Below are 12,763 nucleotides of genomic sequence, written 5' to 3' on the forward strand. Positions count from 1 at the left end.
CGCTCACTTCTTTTGTCCAATATGAAAAACCCCGCGTCCTTCCGCCAATACTTCTTCACCACCTTCTTGCCGAATTTGCATGGTCGTCACCACCGTTCGAGAGCCAATTCTCAGAGCCTTTCCTTCTGCAATGATAGCGGTATCTTTTGCAGGTCGGAGGTAATCCACTCGAATGTCAATCGTCGAAATTCGGTCAAAAACATCTGGGTAACAACTGCCTGCTACCATTCCACCCGCCGAATCCAACATTGCCGACAACATTCCTCCATGCCAATGTCGATGCACAAAATTTCCCAAAACCTCCTCTCGAAAAGGAATACGCATTTTGACATAACCTTTTTCAATTTCCAGTACTTCAACTCCTAGAAATTTGTGTAAGGGAATCATTTTTTCTACTATGTACTTTACCTGTTCAAGACTTGGAGTCATTTTGGTAATTCTTAATGTTTGAAACTTTGGCAACGGTTGCAGACCTTGCCAACAGTTAGTTCTTTATAGTATCCGCTTCAACTCTTGCCAAAATTGGAAATTGTACTGACTTCTTCGGTATGTTCCATTGGCAAAGTTTTGCTAATCCCTTAGAGGGATATTCAACATCTCTCTCGTTTCTTCAATCGTTGCCACTTCACGCCCCATCATTCGAGCCAATTTCACGCCCCATTCTGCACATTCGCCATTGGATTTCGCCATTTCGCCATTCGGCAAATAAAAATTGTCCTCCAACCCCACTCTAAAATTACCATTCATCGTACAAGCTATTGCCGCCATTTGCCACTGTTTGCGGCTAATCGCAATCACCTGCCAAAACGCTCCATCGGGAACTTGTTTGATTTGGTGCATCAAGTTTTCGGGCGTTGCAGGAATCCCTCCCAATACGCCCATGACCAAGCTGTAACAGGCATTGTCAGGAATCAAACCCATGTCTCTCAATACTTCTGCATTGCGGATATGACCTGTATCGAAGCACTCCATTTCGGGTGTTGTCCCTGCTTCGTTCATCACTTTGACGACATACTGCATCGTATCAAAGGAGTTTTCAAATACCCCATTGAGGTAAAATTTCTTCGCCTTTTTGGAGTAAATCGCATAGTTCATCGACCCCATATTGAAGGCCGCCATATCGGGTTTGGTGTGCGGAATGTGGTTCATGCGTTCTTCCTTCGAAATACCGATTGCGCCTGTTGAATAGTTGATAATCAGGTTCGGGCAGCGTTTCCGCACTTCATATTGAATTTCTTGAAATACCTCCAAACGCCAACTCGGCATGCCATTGTCTTCTCGTGCGTGTATGTGTACAATGCTTGCCCCTGCATCTGCTGCACGCTTTGCTTCTTCACCCAATTCCTTTGGAGTGTAGGGAATATAGGGGCATTGTTTTCGTGTCGTTGCTGCGCCAGTGAGGGCAGCGGAAAGTATTAATTTCTTCATTGGTTTACTTGATTGAACACAGAGGCACAGAGCCTTTTTTTGTTTTTGATTGAACACAGTGGCACGGAGGCACAGAGCGTTTTTTGTTTTTGATTCAACACAGTGGCACGGAGGCACAGAGCCTTTTTTTATAAATATCCGTTGACCTTTCTTTTGATACCTTCTTTCATTACTGCCACATTGAAGTTTAGCAATAAACCTAACTTTTTGTCTGCCAACTTTAAATATGTGAGCAATTGTACTTCGTGAACTGCGGATAACGCTTCTACACACTTCAATTCAACAATTATGGCATCTTCCACCAAAATATCTATGAAAAACTCTTTATTCAGTTTCTTTCCTTTGTAGTAAACAGGTAGTTTCACTTGACTCAATACTTTAAATCCTCTATCTCGCAATTCTGAAACCAAACAATGTTCATAAACAGATTCCAACAATCCCGCTCCCAATTCACGATGAACCTCTATAGCTGCTTCAATAATTTTTCCCGATAAGTAGTTATAGTCATCTCTGTCCATTTGAGTATATTTTAAAATCTTAAATATCACAATATAAAGAAAATCTCCCATTCCGAGATTCATTCCCCTCAAAATCTCTGTGTCTTCGTGCCTCCCTGTTCATCCCCCCAAAAAAACTCCGTGTCTCTGTGCCTCTGTGTTCATCCCCCCCAAAAAAACTCCGTGTCTCTGTGCCTCCGTGTTCATTCCCCCCAAAAAACTCCGTGTCTCTGTGCCTCCGTGTTCATTCCCCCCAAAAAACTCCGTGTCTCTGTGCCTCCGTGTTCATTCCCCAGTCCACTCCGCCTTTCGCTTCTCCCGAAAAGCCCTCAATCCCTCTTGCCCATCCTTCGTCCGAATCGTCTGTTGCAGCATCATATTCAAATATTTATGTTCCGCCGCACTCGGTTGAATATGGTCATAAGCCTCTAAGCCCAATCGAATCGCCGAAGGACTATTCTGCTTCAATTCCTCCACAACTGCTTCAACAGCAGCATCCACATCCTCCGCTTTCACCACCTGACTCACCAAACCATAACGTTCCGCCTCCACAACAGGCAAATTATAGCCCCGAATACACCAATCCACCACCTTTCGAGCAGGCATCACCTTCAGCAAAGCCGCCATCACCTGAAAAGGATACAAACCCCGTTTCACCTCAGGCAGTCCAAACTTCACATCATCTTGCGCCACCACAATATTGCAGCCCGCCAAGAAAAAGAAACCACCAGCATATACATCTCCCGTCACCTTCGCAATTGTCGGTTTATACACCTTATTGAACAATTCACCAATCAACAACTCACCCTTAGGCTTTGGAATCGTCGAATCATTCGGCTCTACAAAACCCGCCATCGCCTTCAAATCTGCCCCCGCACAAAACACATTTCCCTTTGCAGCCATCACCACTACCCACACACTCTTCTCAAAATGAGCATAATGTAAAGCATAGGCAATTTCATTGACCATCTGCGGATGCAAAGCATTTTTTTTGCTTGCCCGATTGAGGGTCAAGGTCAAAACATGGTCGGCTTCTGCCACTTCAATAAAAGCAAAAGTCTGTGAATGAATATTTTGAGTTTGTTCTTTTGTATATAAATTCATGTTTTTTTTATTTTTTTACTGAACACAGAGGCACAGAGTTTTTTTACTTGTATTGATGTAAAATTGAACACAGAGGTACGGAGACACAGAGTTTTTTTACTTGTATTGATGTGAAATTGAACACAGAGGTACGGAGACACAGAGTTTTTACTTGTATTGATGTGAAATTGAACACAGAGGTACGGAGACACAGAGTTTTTTTACTTGTATTGATGTAAAATTGAACACAGAGGTACAGAGACACAGAGTTTTTTTACTTGTATTGATGTAAAATTGAACACAGAGGTACAGAGACACAGAGTTTTTTTACTTGTATTGATGTGAAATTGAACACAGAGGCACAGAGTTTTTTTTAGTAAAATACAAATATTTAAATTTTTTATTTCCAAACTACTCCTCAAAATTCGCCAATGTCTCTATGTTCAGTTTTTCGATTCAATTATTATCAAGCCTTAGAACATTGATAAAGTTTTACTTCAACAAAAAGCCTCTCTCAGTTCAATTCTAATCCAAGCAAACTCAAAAAATCTCCGTGTTTCCGTGCCTCTGTGTTCAATCTCCTTCTGTGTCTCTTAACTTCAACAGCAAAAATCCAGCCTCCACACTCACCCCTTCCGTCACATAAATCTCCTCAACCACACCATCTTCCACCGCTTCAATCGTGTTTTCCATTTTCATCGAAGACAAAATCACCAAACCTTCTCCACTCTTCACCGACTGCCCTTCCGCCACCAAAATCTTCACAATCTGCGAAGGCATTGGAGCCTCATAACCGCCCTTCGCCTTCTCGACCACCTTTGCAGGAAAACGCTCTTTTTCAACCAAATGAACGTTGCCGATTTGCTCATTATGCACAAAAAAGTCATTGCCATTTTGTACCACACTAAAAGCATATTGCAGTCCGTCAATCTCCAATCGAAGCCCTTTGTCGTTTCCTTCAATCAATTGAAGTGAATAAGTGTTTTCGCTCACAAAAAACTGAAAAATATCCTTTTGATAGCGGTATTTCACTTTCCATTCCTTCTCACCAATCAAATACGTTTCTTGTTGATAATCATTGAAGTTGTTGCGCCAACCAGAAGGAACAGACCGCAGTAGGGTTCTCGATTTATCCCTTTGCAGCCATGCACTTACACAAGCAGTCATTGCAGCAAAATCATAGTCGGTTTGGCTTTTTAATGACGTTGCAGAAAGGTCAATTTTGTTTTGGATGAAATGTGTATCATATTTTCCTATTTGAAAATCACTGTTCTCCAACAATTGTAGCAGAAAATCTTGGTTAGTAGTCATACCCATACAGACCAAATTCCGCAAAACGTATTGCATTTTTCGGTGGGCTGCCGCACGACTATTGTCCCACACAATGAGTTTGGCAATCATGGGGTCGTAAAAAATCGAAATTTTGGAGCCGTCTTGTATCGCTGTTTCGATTCGCAAACCCTCCACTTTGGGGGCTTCAAAACGTTGAATCGTGCCTGTGACGGGTAAAAAATCGTTGCCTGCGTCTTCGGCATATAGGCGCACTTCAATGGCATAACCTCGCCCTTTGACTTCCTCTTGACGGACAGCAAGCGGCAAACCTTGTGCGGATTGGATTTGCATTTGCACCAAATCCAATCCCGTAATTTCTTCGGTAACAGGATGTTCTACTTGAAGGCGGGTATTGACTTCCAAGAAATAAAAGTCTTGTGTGGTATCGTCAAAAATGAACTCGACCGTTCCTGCATTGTCGTACTGCAATACTTTTGCAGCCTTGACCGCCGCTTCTCCCATACGCTTCCGCAAATCCTCGTCCATGATAGGAGAAGGGCTTTCTTCAATCACTTTTTGGTAGCGTCTTTGAATGGTACATTCTCGCTCCAATAAGTGAATCGCATTGCCGTGTTGGTCGCCAAAGATTTGAAATTCAATGTGTCGCCCCGAAGCCACGTATTTTTCGACAATCAACTCATCGTCGCCAAAAGCATTTTGGGACTCTCGTTTGGCAGCTTCAATTGCTCCTTCAATCTCGGATGCTTTGTGGACTATTCGCATTCCTTTTCCGCCACCTCCTGCGGTTGCTTTGAGTAAAACGGGAAAACCGATTTCGATGGCTGCCTTGGTCAATGTTTCGAGGCTTTGGTCTGCTCCCTGATAACCTGGCACGATGGGAACACCGTGTTTTTGCATCAATGTTTTGGCTTGTGACTTAGAACCCATTGCAGCGATAGCGGCAGGGTGAGGGCCAATAAAAATAATGCCTTCTTCGGCGCATTTCTCCGCAAAACCTACATTTTCGGACAGAAAACCATAACCTGGGTGAATGGCATTTGCGCCTGTTTTTTTGGCTGTTTGAAGGATTTTGTTTTGGTCGAGGTAAGATTTTGCAGGGCTGCTTTCACCAATAAAAACTGCTACATCTGCCTGAGCGACAAAGGGTGCATTGCGGTCTGCCTCCGAAAATACGGCAACGCTTTTGATGCCCATTTTGCGGCAAGTGTGAATCACTCTGGAAGCAATTTCTCCACGGTTGGCAATGAGAATGGTGTTGATAGGTCGCATTTTTGTTTGTTTTATTGAACACAGAGGCTCGGAGGCACAGAGGTTTTTATTTTTCAATATTGACCACAAATATAGGGAAAATTAGGCGATATTGACTAATTATTTTATTCAATGAAACTTTGCCAACAATTTCCAATTTTGGCAACAGTTGAGTGATGCCCGTTCAACTTCTGGCAAGGTCTCCAATCGTTGTCAAAGTTTCTCTATTTCATGCTTTTAATCGCTCCAACACATAAATACAAGCCAATTTGGCTGCTCCCAGTTCGTGGTAAAAACGATTGTCGCTCTCGGCTTTTTTGACCAAAGATAAATGCCTTGAACTCATGCCAATACTATCAGCAAAAGCCTTTTGAGAGATTCCTTTCTTTTTCAATTCTACAACCAAATCCTCCAATGTCGTTTACTCCAATTTTGAATTCTGAACCAATTTTTAAGAAACAATCGAATCATCTCTTATGAACAACATCAGCATAGAATTTTCAACTCACGAAATCCTAAAATTGGCAAGACAACTGCCACAAGAAATCAAGCAAATGTTAATAACAGAGTGGTCTGTAGAACAATCTACTTCCTCCAAGAAGCAAATCTTTCCAAGTTTTCAAAACTTCCCTGACTTCAACAAACCTATTCAACTTCAAAATTATGCTGTACAAGAAAAAGATTTAGAGGGTTTAGTGAATTTATGGGAAGACGAACTGCCTGTGGAGGAATTGTGTAAAATGCTTACTCTCCAATAAAAATTCCTCCAAAAACCCAAATTCCCCGAGGTCTCGGGGCAAGCTCTGTTACCATTATCTCTTCATATTCTCCAGCACCTCCAATGTAAAAAATCGTTCATCCGTGCCTTTTTTAGCGAGATAGGGCTTCAATTTTGTTTCCAAGCCTTCCTCTTTGTAAAACTCCACCAAATCTGCCAACAATCTCAATGCCTCTGCCCGAAAACTGGCTCGTATTTTCGTTTTGTCGCCCTCCAAAAGAGCTAAAATATCCCAAACATATTGATACAATTGTTGGTTGCGTTCTTTTCGTTCTGCTTTGATATAGGCTTCGGCATATTCTTCGTTGATTTGATAAGGGAGGTCATTTATAATTCTAAGAAGGATGTAGGCAACTCGTCTGCCAATGGCATCCGTACTTTTTGCCAAAGTCAAAGAGAGGCATCGCCTAACAGGTTGTTGGGATGTTCCATTAGGTCGTTGTAAAGCTGCCTTTCCAAAGGTCGAAGCAGTTCTTTTCTGTCTTTGGTGTGTTGGGTTTTGTTGTTGCAGAGGTTTAAGATTTGTTGGAATAGGTTGTTCATTATTGTGTTGATAGAGTTTTGTTGAAGGAAATTCAATTATAAAAATACATATTAATTTTTATGTATTCTAATTTCCATTCCATCAATGGTCATTCGGATTCACCAACTGAAACCAATTGCCATCCAAATCGGTAAAAGTTAAGCACTTGTCAGAATCGATCGTTCCTTTAAAGTTTAAACCTCTCAACTCCAATTCTTTTGCAGTTTTCTGCAAGTCATCGGTATAAAGCACCAACCCTATTTTGGATTTTTCATAACTGTCTGTACTTGCTATTGAAGTGCTTCCACTCGTTTGAGGTCTTAAAAGTATTTCCAAATGGTCTTTCTTCAACCACACAAAATTTCCTGCTTGTATTACCATCTCTTCAAAGCGCAAAACATTGCAGTAAAACTCTTTGGATGCCAATGGATTTTTTACAAAAAACTCAATATGCCCAATTTGTACTTGTAGATTCATGTTGTAAAATTTTGCCCAGCAAGTTAAGCAAAATGGTCTTGTATCAAAAATGAACTTATAAAAGTTTCCTAACTTGCGCTTTGAAAAATTTTGAACACTTTATGCAATTTGAACTTACCACCACCGACCCACAATCCAAAGCAAGAGCAGGTATCATCACGACCGATCACGGCAAGATAGAAACACCGATTTTTATGCCCGTAGGAACGGTTGGCACGGTCAAAACGGTACACCAAAAAGAGCTCGAAGAGCAAATTCACGCCCAGATTATTCTCGGCAATACCTATCATTTGTATTTGCGTCCAGGATTGGAGGTATTGCAGCAAGCAGGTGGACTGCACAAGTTTATGAATTGGAACCGTCCGATTTTGACGGATAGCGGTGGTTATCAGGTGTATTCTTTGGCGGCAAGGCGAAAAATTACGGAGGAAGGGGTGCGTTTTCAGTCGCATATTGACGGGAGTTACCACTTGTTTACGCCCGAAAATGTGATGGACATTCAGCGAAAAATTGGCGGGGATTTTATCATGGCTTTTGACGAATGTACGCCCTATCCTTGTGAGTACAAATACGCCAAAAATTCGATTCATTTGACGCACCGTTGGCTCAAACGCTGTTGCGAGCATTTTGACAATACCGAACCTTTGTATGGCTATGAACAGACGCTGATGCCGATTGTGCAAGGAAGTGTTTATAAAGACCTTAGGATACAATCTGCGGAAAAAATTGCCAGTTTTGAGCGGAAGGCAAATGCGATTGGAGGATTGTCGGTCGGTGAGCCGCATGAGGATATGTATGCGATGACGGAGGTGGTCTGCAATATTTTGCCAACAGACAAACCCCGTTATTTGATGGGTGTAGGCACACCAGCTAATTTACTGGAATCCATCGCTTTGGGAATTGATATGTTTGATTGTGTGATGCCGACTCGAAATGCTCGACATGGAATGTTGTTTACAGCCGAAGGAGTCATTCACATCAAAAACCTGAAATGGGAAACGGATTTCAGCCCGATTGACGAAAACAGTCTTTCTTATACAAGTCGCACACACAGTAAGGCTTATCTTCGACATTTGTTCAAATCAAAGGAAATGCTGGGAGCACAAATTGCAACTTTACACAATTTGAGTTTTTACCTTTGGTTGGTGAATACGGCAAGGGAAAAAATCATTGCAGGAGAATTTTACGATTGGAAAGAGGTGATGGTGAAGAAGTTGGTGAGGAAGATTTAGAGCATAGTCTTTGGAGGCAGTGTGGCTCTTGTTCAATATCAATAGAAAAAACCACCACAATGCTTCAATAATGCCAAATTGCTGACCATTCTGTTTTCCGTTCCAAAACAAACTTTCTTTTCTGACAGTTAAGTTACATACAAGAGTTCTTTAAGAAGACTTCTTGTATTGATACATGGGCGATTGAAACCGCCATTGCTTAAAAACTTCAAAAATACAGTCTATCATATGAACAAGAATTTTGTTTTATTCCTTTCCTTATGCCTCCTCTCCTTTTCTTTTAGTTCCATTACCGCTCAAAACATTGCCGACAATGTGGAAGTCACTTGGGGCAATCAACACAAAGAACGATCTGGCTCTTTTATTGATGAAGTCATCGGAATAGATGAAGAACAGGTGTATGTACTTCGCTATCAAAAACCTATGGGCGGATTGGCCATGCTCCAAAACGCACCTGAATACCTCATTGAAGCCTATGACAAACAAGGAAATTATAAATCCAACCGAGAGATTTCCAACAAATACGACAATATGCGTATGGAATTTGAATTTGTGATTCACTTCAACAACCGCCTACTGCTCTTTACCTCCAATTATGACCGTTCCGAAAAGACCAATGTATTGTATATGCAAGAAGTGGATAAACGCACATTGGCTGCAAAAGGCAAACCTGAAGCAGTGGCTTACGCCAAAGGTAGAAGTCGGGTAAATTCGGGTGAATTTGATTACAAATTGTCCTTCAATCGCAAGCAGTTGGCCATTGTAGATTTGGCAGCTTATAGAAGCAAAGAACAAGATCAGTTTGGCGCACAGGTATTTGACCAAGATATGAACCTACTTTGGCGAAAAGACATGAAAGTACCTTATAGAGATGATTTGTTTGACATTGAAGGATATGAAGTGGATAGCAAGGGTAATTTTTACCTACTTGCAGTGGTCTATGAAGGACGTGCGGTCAAAAAACGTGGCGGCAAGCCCAACTATGAATATTCAATTTGGGCCTATACCGACAAGGGCAACAATACCAAAGAATACAAAATGGGTTTAGGTGAAGAGTTCATTACTGATATGACCTTCAAAGTATCGAATACAGGTGAAATCGTTTGTTCTGGTTTTTATTCTCCACAAACTACTTTTCGAATTAGTGGTACTTTCTACCAAAAAATCAACCCTCAAACAACCGAGGTAGCACTTCAAACTACAAAGGCATTTGAAACGCAATTTTTAGCCGAATTCATGTCGGACAAAAAAGCCGAAAAAGGTAAGGGTTTGTACCGTTTTGACTTGGACAACATGATTTTGAGAAACGATGGTGGAGCAATCCTGATGGCAGAACAGTTCTATATTGATGAAAGGATTTCTCGCCCCGGATCTGGCTTCAACAATGGATTCGGTAATAATGTACGTGTGGACTATTATTACTACTACAACGACATCATTGTGGTCAACATCACACCTACGGGCGAAATCGAATGGGCGACAAAAGTGCCAAAATACCAAGTGACTTCAAATGATGGCGGACATTTTTCTTCCTACTCCTATATGCTCAAAGGCAACAATATCCATCTGATTTACAATGACAATCCCAAAAATTTGTTCCCCGATGCTAGAAATACCTATTCCTTCAATGGCAAAAAATCGGTGGTGACTCTGGCAACCTTATCAGCTGATGGCAATCTGAAACGCTCACTCCTATTCAGCAATCGGGATGAGCGCATCATCACCCGTCCAAAGGCTTGCGAACAAATGTCGCTTGACCAGATGGTGGTCTGTGGTGAATGGGGTCGAAGAGCAAAAGTGGGGATATTGACCTTTGATTGAAGTATCAAAGTTTTTCGCCCACAAGACATCGGAAGTCTTTAAGACTTCCGATGTCTCCTAAAATAAAAGAAGAGCAGATATTTCTTCTGCTCTCCTTCCAATTTATTAAATCTCATGTCTTTCGTCTCACGTCTTATGTCTAAAAACAATACCCATTCGCTTCAATCATTTTATCAGCAATTGTACGACGTGCTGCAATCGTATTGAAAGGTGTGAGTTTGGTCAAACGTTTTAGCCCTATCAACATCATTTTCAGTTCTTCCCCTGCTGCAAAACCACAAATAGCTCGTTTACCATTGCTTTGAATACGCTCCATTGCATCATAGGCAAATACCTGAGCCATTGCAATTTGTTCAACACAAGCCTCCTTACCCTTCACTCCAACCATTTTCTCCACTCGAAGCAAAGCAGATTCTGCCGCAAAAAGGTCAATCATCATGTCCGAAATATTCATAACAATCTCCTGTTCATCGGTCAGTTTTTTCATCAATTTTTGAGCAGCAGCTCCCAAAGTCATCAACACCGCTTTTTTGGCATTGCGAATCGCAGTTTTCTCCGCCTCCAAAATTCCCACTTCACCATTTCCATTCACATTGTCGTTGTTGTTGTTCGCAGTTGGCGCAGACATCAGTTCTTTTTGCACCTTCATTGCAGCCGACCACAAATCAACCGAACCATTCATAGCTCGTTTCATCAATTGGCCCACTATCAACAAGCGGTTGATTTCATTCGTACCTTCAAAAATGCGGTTGATGCGAGAATCTCTATACGCCTTTGCAGCAGGATATTCCTCCGAAAAACCATTGCCTCCATGAATTTGCACACATTCATCCGCACAATAATCCAAAGTTTCAGAACCCAAAACCTTCAACAGCGCACATTCAATCGCATATTCTTCAGCAGCCAACAATTTTGCCTGAACTTTGTCCACACCTTTGTTCGCCACCAAATCTTCAATCATCTCCTGCATCAAATTGGAGGTGCGGTAGTTTGCCGAATCGGTCACAAAACACTTGATCGCCTGTTCTGCCAATTTGTGCTTGATTGCTCCAAAATTAGCGATTGCTGTACCAAACTGTGAGCGTTCATTGGCATATTTGACCGAAATCGAAGTCACATTTTTAGCACCACCATTGACGGCAACACTCAATTTGTAACGACCGATATTCAACACATTGAAGGCAATTTTGTGTCCTTCTCCAATCTCGCCCAAGACATTTTCGACAGGTACTTTCACCCCTTCCAAAAATACTTGTCGAGTCGAAGAACCTTTGATGCCCAATTTGTCTTCCTCTGCTCCCAATCGGAGGTTTTCAGAACCTGCTTCCACCAAAAAACCTGTGAAATGTTTGCCGTCAATTTTGGCAAATACAGTGAACAAGTCTGCAAAACCTGCATTGGTAATCCACATTTTTTGCCCTTCCAAAATGTAGTGTTGGCCATCTTCGGTCAGCGTAGCTTTGGTGCGGGCAGCCAATGCATCGGAACCCGAACCTGGCTCGGTGAGGCAATAAGCTGCTTTGATTTTGCCGCTTGCCAAACCAGGTAAATACTTTTGTTTCTGAGCTTCTGTACCAAAGTACAATACTGGCAATGTACCAATACCTGTATGTGCAGAAACTGCCACACTAAACGAATTGGCAGCACCCAATATATCTGTCAAAATAACCTCGGTATTCAATTCTGCTTCAATACCACCGTACTCTTCGGGAATTGCAGCCCCTAAAATCCCCAATTCACCCGCTTCTTCGAGCAGTTGCGGTACTAATCCTTCTACCTGTTTGTCAATTGCAGCCGTGTTGGGCAACACCCGTTTTTCGACAAATTCTTTTGCCATATCTGCAAACATCAATTGGTCTTCATTGAAGTCTTCGGGGGTAAATGTTTCGTGGGCAACAGATTCTTTTACCAGAAATTGTCCGCCCTTCAATACTTGCTTTGTTGCTTGTAGCACTTCCATGCTGATGGTTTATTTTTTGGAGTGAAAAGAAATGAATACAAGAGCAAGTTACCATATTTTTTTGAATCTATCAAATGTTTGGTAGGCATATAAGCTGCAATAGTCTTCTACACGGCACATCTCGACCTGTTTTGCAGTTTCAAAAACATTCTATAAATTTTTTAAAAAATTAAAAATGAATTACTTAGATAGTAAAATGTTTAGATAACACCAAAAACATTTTTTCAAACAAACGTTCGGTAAAAATATTTTAATGAAGAACCATTTTATGTAAAATCGGGGCATGTTGTGGTTATAGCAAGTCCGCTAGAGTAAACTTTGGACGAAAGATTAAAGAGAAAAGATTTTAAATCATTGACAACAAAGAAATTAAGTAAAATTGCATTAAAAATGCAATTTGCTTATAACCAAACATTTACTTCT

13 protein-coding genes are annotated in these 12,763 nt (G+C 41.4%); 3 read left to right on the top strand and 10 right to left on the bottom strand.

The genetic code is table 11. The annotated features are described in order from the left end of the window. Positions 1-3 precede the first annotated feature (3 nt). From R3E32_13465 to R3E32_13490, 6 genes are all read right to left on the bottom strand, one after another. Complete coding sequence (locus R3E32_13465; protein MEZ4885736.1) at positions 4-429, bottom strand: PaaI family thioesterase; 426 nt, start codon at positions 427-429, stop codon at positions 4-6. A 141-nt stretch (positions 430-570) separates the two neighbouring features. After that, the gene (locus R3E32_13470) at positions 571-1,428 is read right to left on the bottom strand and encodes a 3-keto-5-aminohexanoate cleavage protein (protein MEZ4885737.1); all 858 of its coding nucleotides are present in this window, start codon (positions 1,426-1,428) and stop codon (positions 571-573) included. A 128-nt stretch (positions 1,429-1,556) separates the two neighbouring features. Beyond that, positions 1,557-1,946, bottom strand: coding sequence for a GxxExxY protein (locus R3E32_13475; GenBank protein ID MEZ4885738.1), 390 nt, complete (start codon positions 1,944-1,946; stop codon positions 1,557-1,559). Between the two features lie 264 nt (positions 1,947-2,210). Then, positions 2,211-3,029, bottom strand: coding sequence for an enoyl-CoA hydratase-related protein (locus tag R3E32_13480; GenBank protein MEZ4885739.1), 819 nt, complete (start codon positions 3,027-3,029; stop codon positions 2,211-2,213). 552 nt (positions 3,030-3,581) lie between these two features. Further along, positions 3,582-5,570: a biotin carboxylase N-terminal domain-containing protein gene (locus tag R3E32_13485; protein MEZ4885740.1), complete on the bottom strand. Its 1,989-nt coding sequence runs from the start codon at positions 5,568-5,570 to the stop codon at positions 3,582-3,584. Between the two features lie 208 nt (positions 5,571-5,778). Continuing rightward, a complete protein-coding gene (locus R3E32_13490; GenBank protein MEZ4885741.1) occupies positions 5,779-5,964 on the bottom strand; it encodes a hypothetical protein in 186 nt (61 codons plus the stop codon). A 61-nt stretch (positions 5,965-6,025) separates the two neighbouring features. On the opposite strand from R3E32_13490, the gene R3E32_13495 reads away from it, so the two are divergent. After that, the gene (locus tag R3E32_13495) at positions 6,026-6,307 is read left to right on the top strand and encodes a hypothetical protein (GenBank protein ID MEZ4885742.1); all 282 of its coding nucleotides are present in this window, start codon (positions 6,026-6,028) and stop codon (positions 6,305-6,307) included. 54 nt (positions 6,308-6,361) lie between these two features. Here the strand turns inward: R3E32_13495 and R3E32_13500 are convergent, their stop codons facing one another. From R3E32_13500 to R3E32_13510, 3 genes are all read right to left on the bottom strand, one after another. Further along, a complete protein-coding gene (locus R3E32_13500) occupies positions 6,362-6,721 on the bottom strand; it encodes a hypothetical protein (GenBank protein MEZ4885743.1) in 360 nt (119 codons plus the stop codon). Beyond that, positions 6,718-6,870, bottom strand: a complete 153-nt coding sequence (locus R3E32_13505) for a hypothetical protein (GenBank protein ID MEZ4885744.1) — start codon at positions 6,868-6,870, stop codon at positions 6,718-6,720. Before R3E32_13505 ends, R3E32_13500 begins: the two co-directional genes overlap by 4 nt. Positions 6,871-6,952: 82 nt before the next feature. After that, complete coding sequence (locus R3E32_13510) at positions 6,953-7,327, bottom strand: VOC family protein (protein MEZ4885745.1); 375 nt, start codon at positions 7,325-7,327, stop codon at positions 6,953-6,955. A gap of 101 nt (positions 7,328-7,428) precedes the next feature. On the opposite strand from R3E32_13510, the gene tgt reads away from it, so the two are divergent. Beyond that, positions 7,429-8,559 carry a tRNA guanosine(34) transglycosylase Tgt gene (gene tgt / locus R3E32_13515; GenBank protein MEZ4885746.1) on the top strand — a complete coding sequence of 377 codons (1,131 nt, stop codon included), beginning with the start codon at positions 7,429-7,431 and terminating at the stop codon, positions 8,557-8,559. Between the two features lie 228 nt (positions 8,560-8,787). After that, positions 8,788-10,380, top strand: coding sequence for a hypothetical protein (locus R3E32_13520; protein MEZ4885747.1), 1,593 nt, complete (start codon positions 8,788-8,790; stop codon positions 10,378-10,380). Positions 10,381-10,519: 139 nt separating this feature from the next. On the opposite strand, the gene R3E32_13525 is transcribed toward R3E32_13520, so the two are convergent. Next, a complete protein-coding gene (locus tag R3E32_13525) occupies positions 10,520-12,340 on the bottom strand; it encodes an acyl-CoA dehydrogenase family protein (GenBank protein MEZ4885748.1) in 1,821 nt (606 codons plus the stop codon). Between the last annotated feature and the right edge of the window lie 423 nt (positions 12,341-12,763).

The organism is Chitinophagales bacterium, assembly GCA_041392475.1.
GTDB lineage: Bacteria > Bacteroidota > Bacteroidia > Chitinophagales > UBA2359 > JAUHXA01.

Excerpts from the sequence above, each read along its gene's own strand:
- R3E32_13485 (MEZ4885740.1), bottom strand. The coding sequence starts at position 5,570 with ATGCGACCTATCAACACCATTCTCATTGCCAACCGTGGAGAAATTGCT.
- R3E32_13480 (MEZ4885739.1), bottom strand. The coding sequence starts at position 3,029 with ATGAATTTATATACAAAAGAACAAACTCAAAATATTCATTCACAGACT.
- R3E32_13475 (MEZ4885738.1), bottom strand. The coding sequence starts at position 1,946 with ATGGACAGAGATGACTATAACTACTTATCGGGAAAAATTATTGAAGCA.
- R3E32_13520 (MEZ4885747.1), top strand. The coding sequence starts at position 8,788 with ATGAACAAGAATTTTGTTTTATTCCTTTCCTTATGCCTCCTCTCCTTT.
- R3E32_13465 (MEZ4885736.1), bottom strand. The coding sequence starts at position 429 with ATGACTCCAAGTCTTGAACAGGTAAAGTACATAGTAGAAAAAATGATT.
- tgt (MEZ4885746.1), top strand. The coding sequence starts at position 7,429 with ATGCAATTTGAACTTACCACCACCGACCCACAATCCAAAGCAAGAGCA.
- R3E32_13470 (MEZ4885737.1), bottom strand. The coding sequence starts at position 1,428 with ATGAAGAAATTAATACTTTCCGCTGCCCTCACTGGCGCAGCAACGACA.
- R3E32_13510 (MEZ4885745.1), bottom strand. The coding sequence starts at position 7,327 with ATGAATCTACAAGTACAAATTGGGCATATTGAGTTTTTTGTAAAAAAT.
- R3E32_13525 (MEZ4885748.1), bottom strand. The coding sequence starts at position 12,340 with ATGGAAGTGCTACAAGCAACAAAGCAAGTATTGAAGGGCGGACAATTT.
- R3E32_13505 (MEZ4885744.1), bottom strand. The coding sequence starts at position 6,870 with ATGAACAACCTATTCCAACAAATCTTAAACCTCTGCAACAACAAAACC.
- R3E32_13495 (MEZ4885742.1), top strand. The coding sequence starts at position 6,026 with ATGAACAACATCAGCATAGAATTTTCAACTCACGAAATCCTAAAATTG.